This window comes from Shewanella sp. M16, from assembly GCF_018224605.1.
GTDB classification, from domain to species: Bacteria; Pseudomonadota; Gammaproteobacteria; order Enterobacterales; family Shewanellaceae; genus Shewanella; species Shewanella oncorhynchi.
This window is the reverse complement of sequence record NZ_JAGTUL010000056.1, coordinates 1-17570: the sequence shown is the minus strand read 5'-3', so window position 1 is coordinate 17570 and position 17570 is coordinate 1. Positions and strand designations below refer to the sequence as shown.

At 46.1% G+C, this 17570-nt stretch carries 13 protein-coding genes; 8 read left to right on the top strand and 5 right to left on the bottom strand.

Annotated features, from left to right (window positions below):
* The 6 genes from KFE26_RS21855 to KFE26_RS21830 all read left to right on the top strand — a co-directional run.
* Window positions 1–4704, top strand: a 4704-nt coding sequence (locus KFE26_RS21855) for an Ig-like domain-containing protein (RefSeq protein ID WP_212601708.1), incomplete at its 5' end; no start/stop codon positions are given.
* Between the two features lie 235 nt (window positions 4705–4939).
* Window positions 4940–5521 (top strand): ADP compounds hydrolase NudE, encoded by a 582-nt coding sequence (gene nudE / locus KFE26_RS21850; protein ID WP_212601707.1) that lies wholly within the window; start codon window positions 4940–4942, stop codon window positions 5519–5521.
* 304 nt (window positions 5522–5825) lie between these two features.
* A complete protein-coding gene (gene cysQ, locus KFE26_RS21845; protein WP_011848162.1) occupies window positions 5826–6638 on the top strand; it encodes a 3'(2'),5'-bisphosphate nucleotidase CysQ in 813 nt (270 codons plus the stop codon).
* Between the two features lie 7 nt (window positions 6639–6645).
* A complete protein-coding gene (locus tag KFE26_RS21840) occupies window positions 6646–7089 on the top strand; it encodes a GNAT family N-acetyltransferase (protein WP_212601706.1) in 444 nt (147 codons plus the stop codon).
* A gap of 317 nt (window positions 7090–7406) precedes the next feature.
* Window positions 7407–8018 (top strand): TetR/AcrR family transcriptional regulator, encoded by a 612-nt coding sequence (locus tag KFE26_RS21835; RefSeq protein ID WP_212601705.1) that lies wholly within the window; start codon window positions 7407–7409, stop codon window positions 8016–8018.
* Entirely contained in the window at window positions 8009–9871 is a 1863-nt protein-coding gene (locus tag KFE26_RS21830) for an MFS transporter (RefSeq protein WP_212601704.1), read from the top strand. The genes KFE26_RS21835 and KFE26_RS21830 overlap by 10 nt, the downstream gene beginning before the upstream one ends.
* Before the next feature lie 74 nt (window positions 9872–9945).
* Here KFE26_RS21830 and mnmH read toward each other — a convergent pair whose 3' ends face one another.
* The 3 genes from mnmH to KFE26_RS21815 form a co-directional block, all read right to left on the bottom strand.
* Complete coding sequence (mnmH, locus tag KFE26_RS21825; RefSeq protein ID WP_212601703.1) at window positions 9946–11052, bottom strand: tRNA 2-selenouridine(34) synthase MnmH; 1107 nt, start codon at window positions 11050–11052, stop codon at window positions 9946–9948.
* The gene (gene selD / locus KFE26_RS21820; RefSeq protein ID WP_212601702.1) at window positions 11052–12110 is read right to left on the bottom strand and encodes a selenide, water dikinase SelD; all 1059 of its coding nucleotides are present in this window, start codon (window positions 12108–12110) and stop codon (window positions 11052–11054) included. The genes mnmH and selD overlap by 1 nt, the downstream gene beginning before the upstream one ends.
* 95 nt (window positions 12111–12205) lie before the next feature.
* A complete protein-coding gene (locus tag KFE26_RS21815) occupies window positions 12206–13312 on the bottom strand; it encodes a fatty acid desaturase (protein ID WP_168826995.1) in 1107 nt (368 codons plus the stop codon).
* Window positions 13313–13456: 144 nt separating this feature from the next.
* On the opposite strand from KFE26_RS21815, the gene fabR reads away from it, so the two are divergent.
* Entirely contained in the window at window positions 13457–14071 is a 615-nt protein-coding gene (gene fabR, locus KFE26_RS21810) for an HTH-type transcriptional repressor FabR (protein WP_105251021.1), read from the top strand.
* 108 nt (window positions 14072–14179) lie between these two features.
* Here the strand turns inward: fabR and trmA are convergent, their stop codons facing one another.
* Window positions 14180–15277, bottom strand: coding sequence for a tRNA (uridine(54)-C5)-methyltransferase TrmA (gene trmA / locus KFE26_RS21805; protein WP_212601701.1), 1098 nt, complete (start codon window positions 15275–15277; stop codon window positions 14180–14182).
* A 222-nt stretch (window positions 15278–15499) separates the two neighbouring features.
* Here trmA and murI point away from each other — a divergent pair, with 222 nt between their 5' ends.
* A complete protein-coding gene (murI, locus tag KFE26_RS21800; protein ID WP_212601700.1) occupies window positions 15500–16324 on the top strand; it encodes a glutamate racemase in 825 nt (274 codons plus the stop codon).
* Window positions 16325–16360: 36 nt separating this feature from the next.
* Here the strand turns inward: murI and KFE26_RS21795 are convergent, their stop codons facing one another.
* A complete protein-coding gene (locus KFE26_RS21795; protein ID WP_212601699.1) occupies window positions 16361–16822 on the bottom strand; it encodes an RNA-binding protein in 462 nt (153 codons plus the stop codon).
* Window positions 16823–17570: the final 748 nt, after the last annotated feature.

Below are 17570 nucleotides of genomic sequence, written 5' to 3'. Positions count from 1 at the left end.
GTGACGGACACGGATGGCTTAACGGCTGAGCAAAACTTTAGTATCACGGTGACTAACGTCAACGATGCGCCGACGATTAGTTCGACGGCGGTGACGGCTGCGACCCAAGATGCCGCTTACAGTTACAACTTAGTGGCCAGCGACTCCGATACTGGCGACAGCTTAACGCTGAGCGCAGTGACCAAACCGAGCTGGTTGAGTTTCAACTCGGTGACAGGTTTACTCAGTGGTACGCCAAGCAATGCGGATGTGGGCAGTCATGCTGTCATCTTACGAGTGACGGACACGGATGGCTTAACCGCTGACCAGTCCTTCAGCATAACCGTCACCAACGTTAACGATGCGCCAACGATTAGTTCGACGGCGGTGACGGCAGCCATTCAAGATGCGGCGTACAGCTACAGCTTGACTGCTACTGACTCTGATACTGGCGATAGCTTAACCTTGAGCGCAGTGACCAAACCAAGCTGGTTGAGTTTCAACGCGACTACAGGTTTACTCAGTGGCACGCCGAGTAATGCGGATGTGGGCAGTCACGCTGTGTTACTGCGGGTGACGGACACGGATGGCTTAACGGCTGAGCAAAACTTTAGTATCACGGTGACTAACGTCAACGATGCGCCGACGATTAGTTCGACGGCGGTGACGGCTGCGACCCAAGATGCGGCGTACAGCTACAGCTTGACTGCAACTGACTCCGATACCGGCGACAGCTTAACGCTGAGCGCAGTGACCAAACCAAGCTGGTTGAGTTTCAACGCGGCGACGGGTTTACTCAGTGGCACGCCAAGCAATGCGGATGTGGGCAGTCACGCTGTCATCTTACGAGTGACGGACACGGATGGCTTAACGGCTGAGCAAAACTTTAGTATCACGGTGACTAACGTCAACGATGCGCCGACGATTAGTTCGACGGCGGTGACGGCTGCGACCCAAGATGCCGCTTACAGTTACAACTTAGTGGCCAGCGACTCCGATACTGGCGACAGCTTAACGCTGAGCGCAGTGACCAAACCGAGCTGGTTGAGTTTCAACTCGGTGACAGGTTTACTCAGTGGTACGCCAAGCAATGCGGATGTGGGCAGTCATGCTGTGTTACTGCGAGTGACGGACGCTGACGGATTAACAGCAGATCAATCGTTTAGTATTACAGTCACTAATAGCAACGACGCACCTACCATCACTTCAACAGCAACTACGGCCGCTGTGCAAGAAGCTGTTTACAGCTATACCTTTGCCGCTACAGATGTCGATGTGGACGACGTACTGACATTGAGTGCAGTGACTATACCGAGCTGGTTGAGTTTCAACGCGGCGACGGGTTTACTCAGCGGCACGCCTGGCAATGCTGATGTGGGCAGTCACCCGGTCACCTTACGTGTAACGGACACGGATGGCTTAACGGCTGAGCAAAGCTTTGGTATCACAGTGACTAACGTTAACGATGCGCCTGTTGCGACGAGTGCAAGTGTGACCTTCGAGGAAGATAGCTCTGTGATGATCACGCTTACTGGGGAGGATGCAGATAGTGATCCTCTTACCTATGAAGTGGTGAGCCAACCTGAATCGGGCACTTTGGAGCAGCATGGAACTGTGTGGTTATACACACCGGAGAAAGATTTCAACGGTGCAGATCAGATAAGCTTTATTGCTAAGGATGCTGAACTGAGTTCTGAGCCTGCAACTATCACCATTAATGTCACGCCAGTGAATGATGACCCACAAGCTGTCGATGATAATTACACTCTAGCCAGCACCGCGGATGATAAATACACACTACCTGCGCTAGAGAATGATGTTGATGTGGACGGTGATACTTTGACTATCGATGGCGCGGCGGCAGACATAGGTAGTGTGCAGATTACTGCTGATGGACTCATATTTACTGCCCCTGCAGCTTATGTTGGTCCGGTCGCACTTCGTTATACCATTAGTGATGGTCAGAAAGGGCGCGCAAGTGCAAAAGTCAACTTACTGGTAGAAGGTGGGGAGGCTGACAATTTACCTGTTATTACTGTACCTAGTGATGTTGAGGTTAATGCAACAGGCTTGTTCACTCGGGTGGATCTAGGGTTTGCGAAGGCCGTCGATCGTAATGGTCATCCACTGCCCGTTTCTTTGGTCGATAAGCGTTTATTCTTTGCCCCTGGTAGTTATCTTGCTTACTGGCAAGCCGTAGATCGTGATGGCAACAAAGCGACTAAGGCTCAGAAAGTAAAAGTGCATCCATTAATTTCCTTGAGTAAAGATCAAGTCGTGGGTGAGGGTAATGAGGTTGTTGTTAGTATTCACTTAAACGGTGATGCGCCTGAGTATCCAATATCAGTTCCTTATACGGTTGCAGGTTCCGCGGACAGCAATGATCATGACTTAGTCGATGCGGTAGTGGAGATTACTTCAGGTACATTGGCCCATATTCACTTTAGAACAATAGAGGATGGGGAAGTTGAGGCTGAAGAAGATGTGTTGATCAGCCTAGATCCAAGTTTGAATTTAGGCAGTAAGAAGCAAACACAAGTGTCGATCACTGAGGCTAACATTGCCCCGAGTGTGACTCTTGAGGTGACTCAAGCGGGTGAACGTCAGTTGATCGTGGCACAAAATGGTGGCGAGGTTCATATTCATGCGCAGATTAGCGATGCCAACATGAACGATACTTTGACACCTGTATGGTCGAGTGGCGCGCTGAACTTGCAGTCCGATGATGCGGGAATGTTCTTCTTGCCGACAGAGGTCTTGCCGGGCATTTATCCTGTGAGCCTGACTGTGACGGATAGCGGCTTACCCGCGCTGTCTACCACGGAGAAAGTTTATATTGTTGTGCGCCCATCTTTGCCACCTCTGACTGGGACTGATACCGACGGTGATTTGATCCCTGATAACCAAGAGGGATTTACCGATACAGACCGCGATGGCATTCCAGATTACTTGGATGCAATCAATGATTGTAACGTGATGCCTGAAGGTGAGTTACAGCCTGTGTACTTCTTGGCTGAGGGGCAAGCGGGCGTGTGCTTACGCTTAGGTAATATTGCACTGATGCAAGAGCAAAGTGGTATTCAACTATTACCTAATCTGGTTCCTGAAGACAGTATCGCGGCTAATGTGGGGGGGATTTTTGACTTCATTGCGACAGGACTACCGCAACAAGGGCAGAGTTACAGTCTGGTGATACCACAACGTTCGCCAGTTCCTGCCAATGCAGTATATCGTAAGTATCAAGCCCAAAATGGTTGGAAGGATTTTGTGATTGATGCGCGCAATAGTGTCGCCAGTAGTGAAGGTGAGCGTGGTTTCTGCCCTCCTCCTGGAGATAATCGTTGGACTTCTGGATTAACTGAAGGCCATTGGTGTGTTCAGTTAACCATAGAAGATGGTGGGCCAAACGATGACGATGGCGTCGCTAACCGAACCATTGTCGACCCAAGTGGCGTGTCAGTAATACTCAATGGTAACCATTTACCTGTGGCGAACCCAGATACGGCATCTTTACCTTGGAATCAGAGTCTCGATGTCGATGTGCTCGCCAATGATACGGATAGCGATGGTGATGCCTTGACGGTAACACAAGTCACCAGCGAGTTCGGAACTGTAGTTATCTTGGCTAATCAGCAGTTAAGTTACACGCCAGCAACCGATTTCATCGGTACAGATGTGCTGGTGTATAGCATTACCGATGGTAAAGGTGGTACTGCGAGTAGTGAGTTGACTGTGATTGTTAATGGCAATACGGCACCTACGACAGTGAACGATAGTGCTGCCATAGATGACAGAACGAGCTTGTTACTCGATGTGTTGAGTAATGACAGTGATCCCGATGGCAACGTTTTAACCTTAGTCAGCGCAACCGCGCAGCAAGGAACGGTTTCTGTTGAGTCTAATAAACTACGTTATATCCCTAAAACTGGATTTGATGGAGTAGATACTGTGAGTTATCAGATTAGTGATGGATTGGGCGGCGAAGCAACTGGGCAAGCGTTAATCACAGTTAAGGCATACCAAGATGTGGTGATAGATAACAAGTCGGGTGGAGGCAGTATGTCCTTATGGGCATTAGGTTTGATTCTTACAATGGGATTAATTCGCCGTAAGGAATTACATAAATTAGTTTTGGGCGCTGTGTTGCTCGCAGGCTCCGTTAATCAAGCAAATGCGGCTGATAACTGGTATGTCGAGGGATTTGTCGGGCAAGCTCAGGTTGATAGCAGCAGGCGAGATCTACAGCCACAAGCGGGGACAGGCTTTGTAACATCGGTTGATGATAAAGATACTGCTTTGGGGGTGAGTATCGGTTATCAATGGACTCCCTTTGTTGCCATCGAATTAGGCTATGCCGACTTTGGTAATGGGACTGCGAGGATTGAGGGCGCAAGTCTCACCCCTGAGCAATATCAAGAGCAGGTCAAAGCCGTGACGCCAGTACTGGCCGATGGTGTCATGCTGGGATTACGTTTCACTTTACTCCAACATGAAGCTTGGCGGTTTGAAGTACCCATCGGATTGTTTAGGTGGCAAGCGGATATCAGTAGCACTATGGGCAATAGTCGTTTAACTACAGAGCTTGATGGTACAGATTGGTATGCGGGCGTGCGTTTTAGCTATCAATTTAGTGATTCATGGTCTGTAGGTTTGGGATATCAATATGTGGATATCGAGCCTAATGATTTCCTCAGTTACCAGCTCAATCTACGATATCAATTTTAAGCGTTAGCATATCAAAAGGGGCATTCGCCCCTTTTTACTATCCAATAAAACATCGTATTTGAGAATATTTTGAAGGTGTTCACTTAAGGCTGGGCTGGGTTTGTGATGCATATCGCAAAGGATTTGTGGCTTACCATTAGGAGCATGTAATAAATTCAGGTTGTAGATTAAAGACAGGATAGTAAGATTGTCACTTACCTTATTTAATTTATCGCTTTTTTATCCAGAGGCAGTTATGTCGCAACGGCAGAATAAGCCGGAAATATTGCATACCGAAGTTGTCGCGAGAAGCCGATTATTTCAAATTGAGCAAGTGCATCTTAAGTTCTCCAATGGTGTAGAGCGCCAATATGAGCGCATGAAAGGCGGTAGTCGTGGCGCTGTGATGATAGTGCCTATTCATCAAGGTAAAATGCTACTGGCACGCGAATATGCTGCAGGAACTGATAATTACGAACTCGGTTTCCCAAAAGGTTTGATCGATCCCGGTGAGACTGCAATAGAAGCTGCTAACCGTGAATTACAGGAAGAAATTGGCTTTGGATCGAATAAGCTCACCTTACTGAAAGAACTCAGCCTAGCTCCGGGTTATTTCTCTAGTAAGATGCAAATTTTTCTTGCAGAAGATCTGTATGAGAGTCGCCTTGAAGGTGATGAGCCTGAGCCAATTGATGTGGTGCCTTGGGCGCTCGCCGATTGGGAAGCCTTGCTCGATGATGTCGATTTTTCTGAATCCCGTAGTGTGAGCGCGTTGTTTTTGGCGCAAAAATATTTATACCCAAACAACCTGAAGATGCAGGATTCAGCGGGAGTTTAACGCACTTTAGGCAAGGCGGTTATTTGCAGACCTAGCGGGCTAAGTTAAAAATAACCAACACAGCATAAAGTGCGTTAAAACCCGCCGGGACGGAGCGCCTAGGGCACTCCACTTCGGCGTTGCATCAATTTAAAAGGTGGCCGACATTCTGTCATTGATGCGCCTTGAATTGAAGCACCCTAGGCGCTCTGAAACTCGTATCTTCAGGTAGCTTGGGTATATAACTTAAATAATCTTTTTCCTTTTAAGCGTTCAGAGTTTGCACGCTTGCAAAACATTCGCTCAGCAGGCGATTGGAGTTGTTATGAAGCCAGAAGAGTTGATCGACGAAGTTATTGCGATTGCGACCGATGCAGGGATAACTATCCGTGACATTTATCTCAAAGGTAATTTTGAGCGAGAAATGAAGTCTGACAATACCCCTGTCACTTCCGCAGATTTAGCGGCGAACAAGATCATTTGTGACCGATTAACCGCCTTAACGCCTGATATTCCAGTGTTATCTGAAGAAGCCGCTGACATTCCGTTGAGTGTGCGTGAATCTTGGAAGCGCTATTGGTTGGTGGATCCGCTCGATGGTACGGGGGAGTTTATCGCAGGCAGTGGTGATTTTTCAGTCATTATCGCGCTGGTGGAACACAATCGTCCTGTGATGGGCGTGGTTTATGTGCCTATGACGCAAGTGTGTTATTACGCTATTGCTGGTTTAGGGGCGTACAAACGCACGGATAAACAAGAAGTGCGTATTAGCAGTCGCCAAATTGAGCACCGTGAAAAGGTATCCCTAAGATTGGCCGTAAGTCGCCGTCAGGACCCCCAATCTGTGTTGACCCTATTCAACCATCCCAAACACTGCGAGTTAGTCGTGATGGGTGGCGCAGCGTTAAAGAGTTGTCTTGTCGCCGAAGGTCGTGCTGATTGTTATGTACGAGTCGGACCAACGGGTGAGTGGGACACGGGAGCCGCGCAAATTATCGTCGAGGAAGCGGGTGGACAGTTGATGGATACTGAGCTGCAACCGTTAACCTACAATGAGCGCGAGAGCTTAGAAAACCCTAATTTCATCGTAGTTGGTGCACCCAACTTAGAGTGGGATAAGATTTTAATAGGTGAATGATTTTCAAATGCAGTCTATACGTCCGGTATTAAAGTCAGAGTTATTCGCGGTTTATCAGCTCGAACAGGCCATTTTTGGTGAGCACAGCTATCCTGATTTCTTCTTCCGTCAGGGATTTGATTGTTGGCCAGAGCAATTTTTAGTGGCCGTGGATGCAGATAATCAGCTACAAGGCTATTTGCTCAGTACCCAGAGTAGCGATCCTAACTGCATGTGGATATTATCTGTCGCAGTGAGTGAAAATGCTCGCGGGAAGGGATTCGGCAAACGTTTGATGCAACAATGTTTAGCCGAGTTGCCCGTGTCAGTTGAGCGGGTGTGTTTAACCGTTGATCCGAGTAACCCTGCCCATGGTTTATATCAGCATTTAGGTTTCATTGATTCAACTTTTGAGGCCGATTATTTTGGCGCTGGCGCAGATAGGGTTGTGATGACTTATCGCAGGCCTTAAATCGCGTGCTTATCTTTGAACCAAAGATTATCCTCAAATAAAAATCACCTTTGAATTAAGAACGATTTTTAAATCAAAATAATGGACGGTGTGCTGACTGAGCGCGCCGTTTTTTATGCTCTTTTAGGTGATGTCATCCCACAGAATCCTGTTCGGCTTGCTGAGGGAGTCTAATTCGAGTGCCTATCTTTATCCATCATCTTCAATAATATCCTTCATTATTTACCCTCTTCTGTACGTAAAACAAACTTATTTTGAACGTTGTTTTTTATTTTAACTACTGTTAGTCTCTTGCTATTCAACAGGGGATGAGACCTATGGCCAGACGAAAAGAACACAGCCATGATGAAATTCGCGCGATGGCAATACAAGCGGCAACTGAGTTACTGATAGATCAAGGTGCCATAGGGCTCAGCTTACGCAAAGTGGCCAGCCAAATTGGTTATGTCCCTAGTACCTTGATCAATATTTTCGGCAGCTACAACTATTTATTACTGGCGGTTTCTGAGTCAACGCTTAGGACTTTGCACGACCGATTGACGGGTGTTCGTGCGGCCGACAGTTTAGGTAAAATTATTGCAATGGCTTGGGAGTATAGTCAATTCGCCCATGAGCAGCGCCAAGCTTTTAAGCTGGTTTTTGAGCTGCAATTACTCGATTCTGAACCCTTGCCCGAATCGCAAGGGCAATTGATTACGGGGTTATTTATTCTGATTGAGCGTGAATTGGCGCAACTATTTCCCGAGGTTACGCAGGTGCAGCATCTCAGTATGAGTCGGGTATTATGGGGGGGAATTCATGGGCTGACCTCTCTGTCACTCGATAATAAGCTCTTCGCTGAGTCATTATCACTGCGGGATTTACTCAAGAGTCACGTACAAGCTTATTTACAAGGAATGGGTTACCAGAAGGAACTATCATGCTGCTAACAAAACGTTTTTTACCCTATTTTGCGACTCAGTGCTTAGGCGCATTGAATGACAACATCTATAAAAATGTGTTGCTGTTACTAGTGACCTTTAGCCAAGTGAAAGACCTACCCATAAGCGTCGATATGTTTGTAAACTTGGCGGCTGGGGTGTTCATTTTGCCATTTTTCCTCTTTTCGGCCCATGCGGGTGTGGTCGCCGATAATATGGATAAGGCTAAACTCATTCGCCGATTGAAACTACTCGAAGTCATCATCATGTTTAGCGCCGCGATTGCGATTCTGAGCGAGAGCTACATGATGATGTTATTACTATTATTTTTAACGGGTAGTCAGTCTGCATACTTCGGTCCGGTTAAATATTCCTTGTTACCCCAAGCGTTGAAAGAGGACGAGTTAGTCACAGGCAACGCTTGGGTTGAGATGGGCACTTTTCTCTCTATTCTGGTGGGCACTTTGAGTGCGGGGATCTTGGTTTCTGATGAAAACGGTACGCTTTGGTCGGCGATTACTGTTGCTGTATTAGCCTTTGCAGGATATTTATCGAGCCGAGCGATTCCTGCATTACCACCGCAGGGCGTCATTGAAAAAATACGTTTCAGGCCGTTATCGGGCACTTGGCGTAGCATCAAAAAAGCCCGTCAAACGCCTTCAATCTGGATGGCTATCCTCGCTATCAGTTGGTTTTGGTTTTTAGGTGCTACCTATCTGACTCAGTTTCCTAACTTTGCTAAGCTGCATTTGCATTCTGGTGCGACTGTGGTGTCATTATTATTAGGCATGTTTTCCATCGGGATTGCTGTTGGCTCCTTCGTTTGTGAACGTTTCTCCTACGGCCATGTGGAGCTCGGTTTACTGCCATTTGGGGTATTGGGATTAACTATTTTTGGTGTCGATTTGCTTTGGGCTATTCCACCTGCGCCAGTGGATGCTGGTTTTGTCTATGGATTAAAGGCCTTTATTGGCGAGTCGCAACATTATCGGGTGATGCTGGATTTCTTTATGATCGGCGTTAGCGGCGGTTTGTTTATCGTCCCCCTTTATGCGTTTATTCAATCTCGTTCGCCTAAGGGTGAATGTGCTCAGGCGATTGCCGCCAATAACATTATGAACTCATTGTTTATGGTGGTTTCGGCACTGTTATCTATGCTGTTGCTGGGCGTTGCAGGTTGGACTATTCCACAGTTATTTCTGCTACTCGCCGTGATGAATGCTGTAGTCGCGCTCTATGTTTATTCACAAGTACCAGAATTTACACAACGATTTATCAGTTACTTACTCAGTCATGTCATGTATCGAGTGACAGTCACAGGCCGAGAGAAAATTCCAAAGGAAGGGGCTGGCATCATAGTCTGTAACCATGTGAGTTATGTGGATGCATTGATTATTATGGGAGCGTCGACACGGCCAATCCGCTTTGTGATGGATAAATCCATCAGCGAAATTCCTCTGTTGAAGTATTTGTTCCGCCATGCAGGTGTGATCCCTATCTGTTCGCCTAAGCAAAGTGAAGAGACCTATAATCGTGCCTTCGAGGCGATTCATGAAGCGCTCGCCAATGACGAGTTGGTATGTATTTTCCCTGAGGGTCGACTCACACCTGACGGTGAACTTGGCGATTTTCGTCCCGGAATTGATAAGATTTTGGCCAGAGATCCTGTGCCAGTCATTCCTATGGCATTGCACGGATTATGGGGATCTTACTTTAGCCACAAGGGCGGACATGCCTTAGCTAAAATGCCCAAGCGTTTTTGGTCAAGGGTGTCGGTGGATTTAACGGATGCCGTCGATGGTAAGCTTGCGAATAAGGAATCTTTGAGAGTCCAAGTGGCGAGCCTGCTGGGCAAGTTTTAAATTCGTTAAGGCATGAAATAAAGTGATAGCCGCGGATCTAATGTTCGCGGTTATCTCATTTATGCGTGGGTAATTTATCGAGTTTGATAACTATCCAACCACTCATGCATCGCTTGATGTGAGCCTTTAAAAAGAACACGTTCGGACTTTTTCTGTAATTGGTATTGATACATAGGATCGTAATACTTGTGCAATAACAGGTTTATCCAGACTAAGTGCAGCGAAGTGTCATTCTGGTTGATTTGTTGATAGAGGGCTTGTTGCATCAAATCTTGCAGTTCTTGATGTTGTTTTCCGCCTAGACGTTTGCGAATGCTCACTAAACTCTGTAATAGATATTCACTGAAAGCCGCAAAACCTGCTTCCGGCCCTAGGCGCTCACAGAAGCCGCTATACATTTTATGCACATATTCATAGCGTAAGCGTTCGAGCCTCGCATCGTCCGACTCTTCTAGCACTAAAACATTAGCGGCTTGCATGGCATTGTAAAATGTCTGCGGCAGCGCCGAACGCCCAATCAGGAAGCTTTCATCCTCGAGCAGTAAACACGCCGCGCCACTTGTTTGGTGCTGTAGCAAGGCAATGGCGAGTTGATTTTCAAAGTTAATCTGCGTTGGCTGTGGGTCGATATTCTTTCCAAAACTAGAGCCTCTGTGATTGGCTATCCCTTCAAGATCAACCGCTTCTTTACGCTGTAGTAGAAAATCGGTTTTACCGCAGCCCGTCATCCCGCTCAAACTCAATAACGGTTGCTGAGTCGGTGCCGCTTCAATCACGCCAATCAGATATTGGCGCATGGCCTTATAGCCACCCTGAATATAAGGGACTTCGATCCCCACTTCTTTGAGCCATTGTTGCGTGAGTTGCGAGCGCAGGCCGCCGCGAAAGCAATAAATGTAAGCATTAGGATTGGCTTTAACATAGCTAGCCCAAGCCTCGATTCTCTGTTGCTTGATGGGACCATTCACTAGTGAATGACCTAATGCAATCGCGGCTTGCTGACCAAATTGCTTATAACAAGTACCGACTTTTCCCCTTTCACTATCCAGCATCAAGGGCAAGTTGGTCGAGTTGGGAAACGCACCTCGAGTAAACTCTATGGGCGCTCGCACATCCATTATGGGATGTTGGTTGAGGAAAATTTCCCGATATTGCTCTGCGGCTATAATAGCGCTTGGCATCAGCACAACACCACATTCGCTGTTGTGGTCGGTGTTTCCAGTGACCCAATGCAGATTGGGGTTATGTGGTTCGCATCGAGTAGGGCGATTAATTCCGCTTCAGCTGCGGCAGAGACGGCAACTAACAGGCCACCACTGGTTTGCGGATCGCACAGTATCGCTTTTTGATGCTCGCTGAGTTCAGGGAGATGCTCGCCATAACTGTCGTAATTACGGTGAGTCCCACCAGGAACACAACCTAAAGCTAAATAATCTAAGGCGCGTGGTAACAATGGCACTGCATCAAATTTAAGCTTCGCAGTGAGGTTGGCGCCTTGGCACATTTCGAGTAAGTGTCCCGCCAGTCCAAAACCTGTGACATCGGTCAGGGCATTTACACCGCTAATTTTTGCTATGGTCGCGCCTATAGTATTGAGTTGGCACATGGCATTGACCGCAATGAGACTATCTTCATCGCGGAGTTTTTTCTGTTTTTGCGCTGTGGTTAAAATACCAATGCCGATAGGTTTAGTGAGATATAAACGATCGCCGGCTTTAGCGGTATCATTCTGTTTTAAATCGCTTAAGGCAATTTGCCCGGTAACCGCGAGACCAAAAATAGGTTCGGGTGCGTCTATGCTATGACCACCGGCTAGCATGATCCCCGCTTCCATGCAGGCTTGTCTGCCGCCATCGACCACTTGCTGTGCGATTTCTGCGGGTAGTTTATTGATTGGCCAACCTAAAATTGCAATCGCCATAATAGGCGTGCCGCCCATGGCATAAATATCGCTGATCGCATTGGTCGCTGCGATACGACCGAAGGTGAATGGATCGTCAACTATTGGCATAAAAAAATCGGTAGTGCTAATGATGCCTATGTCATCATTGAGTTTGTACACTGCAGCATCGTCGCGGCTCTGATTACCAACCAGCAGATTTGGATCGGTAAATACAGGTAATTGCGAGGCTAAGATAGTGCTGAGCACTTTAGGGGATATTTTGCAGCCACAACCTGCGCCATGACTATATTCTGTTAGCTTGATTGATTCTGGGAGTGTAACTAGGGAATCTGACATGATCTCAACAGCCTATTTAAGTGATTAAGGCATCATCATAATCAGATACGGCCACCATGCAAGGTGGCCGTATGACTTTCGGGTAGAATTGTGGCTTAGCTATAAGTTGCGGTCAGGCTGTGCCAATGTTTTTGCTGGACTAAGAAACGTGCCTTTAGCTCTTCAACTTGTTGCAATAGTTGCTGATCGACAAGTTGCTTACGCTTGGCCTCAAGCAAGGTTTTCTGTGCTTGATAGTAATCCATTAAGTGCAGCTTTAATAACTCATACTCTGCTTGAATTTTTTCAATAATTTCATCGGCATTAGGCAGGTTATTAACCTTCCGCTTGGTACGTAATAACTGCATTTGTAAGCGTGCGCTCTCGATACGTTCCTGTGGACTCGTACGCAAATCCTTAGCTAATCCCAACCAAGATAATGACTTAATCAACCATTTGGTTGGATCGTAGTGCCACCATTTAATGCCATTACGATAGTCATTTTCGAAAATATGATGGAAATTATGATAACCCTCACCGTAGGTCAACATGGCCAAGAAGCCATTATCGCGGGCGGTATTCTTATCGGTATAAGGCTGACTGCCCCACACGTGGGCTAAAGAGTTGATAAAGAAAGTGCAGTGATGCACCACCACTAAACGCAGTAAACCCGCCATCAATAACATAGACAGCACGTCACCATTGAGCCAACCAAGCAGTGCAGGCAGCCCAATGTTCATCAGCAAAACGAGTGCGAGGTAATGTTTGTGTTGCCACATGACAATACGGTCATTTTGCAGATCACGCACATTTTGATAATCGTGATAGCGTTGCGACTGATACTCACGCAGCATCCAACCGATATGGCTGTACCAGAATCCCATTTTGGCTGAGTACGGGTCCTTGTCGTTATCATCTACGTGCTTGTGGTGGACTCTGTGATCAGATGCCCAGTGCAATGCACTGTTTTGTAATGCTAAAGCACCACCAAGGGCATATATAAAACGCACCGCCGGATGGGCTTTATAGGCCTTGTGTGACCAGAGTCTGTGATAACCCGCGGTGATTGACAGGCCACTGGCAAAGGCTAAAACAATAAAAGCGATCCATTCACTGGCACCATAGCCATGAACAATACCGCGCCATGGAACTAAAATTACCGCACTGAGGAAAGTGATGGCAAACAGACTGACATTAAGCCAGATGATAGGGGGTTTTTTCATTATAGGTTTCCAAAATTCGCTTTTGAGCGTACATCTGTAAGCTAATTTAGCTTAGCTATATTGTTTGGTCAAGGACGATGGGGCTGTGTTTAATGCCTAAAAGCGGTATTATCGCGTTATTACATTCAGTTAGCGGATTTAAGAATGGGTATTCGAGCACAGCAAAAAGAGAAAACTCGCAGAGCTTTAGTCGATGCGGCCTTTAATCAGCTAAGTGCTGAGCGCAGTTTCTCAAGCCTGAGTTTACGAGAGGTTGCTCGGGAAGCTAATATCGCGCCGACATCTTTTTATCGCCATTTTAAAGATATGAACGAACTCGGTCTTACTATGGTGGACGAGGGCGGGTTAACCCTAAGGCAGATGATGCGTAAAGGCCGTCAGCGAGCTGAAGTGGGTGGCAGTGTGATCCGTATTTCCGTTGATACCTTTATGGAAGTGCTTGATTCGAATCCAAACGTATTCCGTATTTTATTGCATGAACGCTCTGGAACCTCGGCAGCATTCCGTGCGGCAGTTGCCCGCGAAATTGAACATTTTATTTCTGAATTGGCTCATTATACCGAAGCCAAAGCGGGTCGAACCCCCTTGCTAGCCCGTGCACAGGCTGAAGCTTTAGTGACTCTGGTGTTTAATGCTGGCGCTTCCGCATTAGATATGAAACGGGCTGACCGCAAAATTCTTGCCGATCAATTAGTCATGCAATTGCGCATGGTCGCCAAAGGCGCCGAGGCTTTGCAGCATAAGGTTGAACACCGCTAATCTGAGTGAGATGCAGATTCACTAAAATAATGGAGCCTAAGGCTCCATTATTTTTTAGCGAATTTACGTTTAAGTGTTCTGCAGTCGAGCTCAGTGTATCTGAAGTGATTAACGACGCTCGAGTAGTACACCCGTTTCCATGTGATCTGTGTAAGGGAACTGATCAAACAAGGCAAAGCGGGTCACCTTATGGGTTTCGTTCAGTTGTTGCAGGTTATCTTTTAAGGTTTCAGGGTTGCAGGAAATATACAAAATCCGCTCATAACCTTGGACTAACGCCAGCGTATCAGGATCAATCCCCGCGCGTGGTGGGTCGACAAAAATGGTGTTGCAAACATAGCTGTCAAGATCGATACCTTCTAAACGTCTAAAGCTGCGTTTCTTCGCCATGGCATCGCTAAAGTCTTCGGCTGACATACGAATAATCTGCAGATTACCAATACCATTCACTTCGATATTGTATTGCGCCGCATCGACTGAAGGCTTAGCGAGTTCGGTTGCCAATACGCGATTAAAGTTTTGCGCCAGTGCGATAGAAAAGTTGCCATTACCACAGTAGAGCTCGAGTAAGTCTCCCTTACTGTTTTGAGTCGCATCAATAGCCCACTCCAACATTTTTACGGAAACTTTGGCATTCGGTTGAGTAAAGCTGTTCTCGATTTGCTTATATAAGAAGGTTTTATCATTTACTTGTAATGACTCAACCACAAAGTCTTTATCTAAATCGATTTTTTGCTTACGGGCACGGCCGATAATATTGACGTTAAACTGGCTACTTAACTTGGCTTTCAGTGCAGTCGCATCGGCGCGCCATTGGTCATCAAGCTGCCTGTGATAAAGCAAAGACACTAAGATCTCGCCGCTTAAAGTCGACAAAAAATCCACTTGGAACAGTTTGTGCCTTAGACTCGGATTCGGTTTCAGCTCGGCGATTAAGGCCGACATCATTTGATTTATGAGCACGCTAGCTGGTAAGTATTGATCGCAACGTACTTTCTCATTCAATACTTTATCGAACATGTAATAGTATAAGTCGTCACCATCATGCCAGATGCGGAATTCGGCGCGCATACGGTAGTTAGCTGGCTCTGAGGCAAAAACTTCAACACTCGGTGTTTCAAATTGGGCAAAGGCTTGTTCTAGCTTGATACGCTTGTGTTCTAACTGCGCATCATAAGTCTGAGGGTCCATTGCTGCTAAGTTCATTGTTTGATTCACCGTTGCTGTAAATTGGGGCGCAAATATTATACTAGGTGACACGAATGTCCAGTATCTTGCTTTTGCTGTTTTCGCAAAGCTATGGGAAAATCCGCGCACTTGAATGTGGTTCTATGGTATTTGGCTGGATTCCGTCGGTAAAGCAGCCATCGAATCGTTAATGCGTCCAATCTGTATAGTTTATTTATATATCCGAAACTGGAGATTCGCTTGTCGCGACCTATATTAGTGTTTGATTCTGGGATTGGTGGCCTATCTGTACTGGCTGAAATCCGTAAGAGTTTACCCGATAGCGACTATTGCTATCTTTTCGACAACGCTAGGTTGCCCTATGGTGAGCTGGAAGAGCAGGTATTAATTTCTGGCTGTGTCGAATTAGTATGCGATCTAGTGGCTCGTACCAATGCAATGATAGTGGTCGTTGCCTGCAATACTGCAAGTACTGTTGTGTTACCGGCATTACGTGCACATCTTTCAGTCCCTGTCGTAGGTGTTGTCCCCGCCATTAAACCCGCCGCTCTAATGTCTAAGAGTAAACGTATTGGACTCTTGGCTACACCTGGCACAGTTAAGCGTCATTATACCCATGAACTCATCAGCCAATTTGCTGATGATTGCCATGTCGAACTCTTTGGTTGTTCTGAATTAGTGATGATGGCAGAACAAAAAGTGGCGACTGGAATGTTGGATATGCATAGATTGGCACAGTTACTGGCACCAGTCGTTGCCGCACAATTGGATGTTCTCGTATTAGGTTGCACTCATTTCCCTATGATCAAAGCTGAATTACAACAAGTGCTCGGTGCGGGCGTAAAACTAATGGATTCTGGCGCTGCTATTGCTAAGCGAGTTGTCACTCTTTTAACGCAACAGAATCTTATTGTGGAAGAGCACAGAGTAACAGATGAGAGAGAAGCCGTAAGGGAGTCAGTGATGCAAGCTTTCTATACTAAGGTGGGAATCAGCGAAGGGTTAACAACAACATTAATTGATTGTGGCTTTTCAACTATCGAACGAATCACCACAACCAACTAAATTACAAAATAAAGCAAAACAGTTTAAGCGGTAATGCTACTCGTCTGTCCCTGTACGGTCGGCAGCTTCCGAATCTTGTGTTTTTGCTTCTCTTACTTTTAAGGTTCTTTCTTGGAAACTATAGTCATTTAGTTTAACCATGGCTTTCTGAGCGCCTGATTCTGACATCTCCACAAAACCAAAACCTTTACGACGACCTGTCTTACGATCTCTGACTAAACGCACAGAGTTTACTGGACCAAATTCGCCAAATAATACTTTTACTTCACCCTCATGAACACGATAAGGCAGGTTACCTACATATAAGGTCATTGTAGGGCCAACATATTGTTCTTCTGAAGTATGAGATGATGAAGTCTCTGGAACAAATTTAAAAACAAGACTTGCAATGATAGCGCCAGCGACAAAAGCAATAGCTGATAATGGCGTTGCGAACTGAGATAGTGCTACTGCGCCAACAATGGCGACAATCAAGACAATAAGAAATGACTTTTGCATAAGAATGCTCTCTGATGAATGGGAAATTGATAAATAACTGTTAACAGCAAGTATATGGTAATGAATTATTTACTTTTACACTAGACCATTGCTGAAATATTGAGCGTGAATTATCAATTATTAGATAAAAAACCTTACTTATCTCCGATAAATAGAGCTTATAAGCTAAAAAATGGTCATAACGTTTAAAATATCGACGTGCGATTCAATGATCGATAAAAAGCCCTTGCGGACTTTCTCAATCTCCCTATAATGCGCATCCACTGACACGGCAGACAGCGTAACGCAAGTTAAGCAAAGAAAGCCATGCAGTTCATCGGTTAGCGAGCTAAACGATGAGTGTTAAGAAAGTTGAAAAAACTACTTGACGCACTAACGGGAATGCGTAGAATACGCAGCCCTGACCCGCTGAAAACTCAGTGCGTGGTCAACGCTCTTTAACAATTTATCAAGCAAATCTGTGTGGACACTCACAGGTGTTGAGTTAATCGAAACTGCTTAACCTTCGGGTTGGCAGTCAAAAATTTAAATCAATGTTTTCAAGTCATTTTCCTTAACGGGAAGCATGATTGAGTGTTCATAGTAATATGTACATACAGTAATGTATGAATTGAAACGCGATGCTTCTTAGTGAGCAAAGCGAATCAAAACAGTAGAATTCATTGAGCCGTTTGACGTCAGTCAAACAACAAAACTTTAATTGAAGAGTTTGATCATGGCTCAGATTGAACGCTGGCGGCAGGCCTAA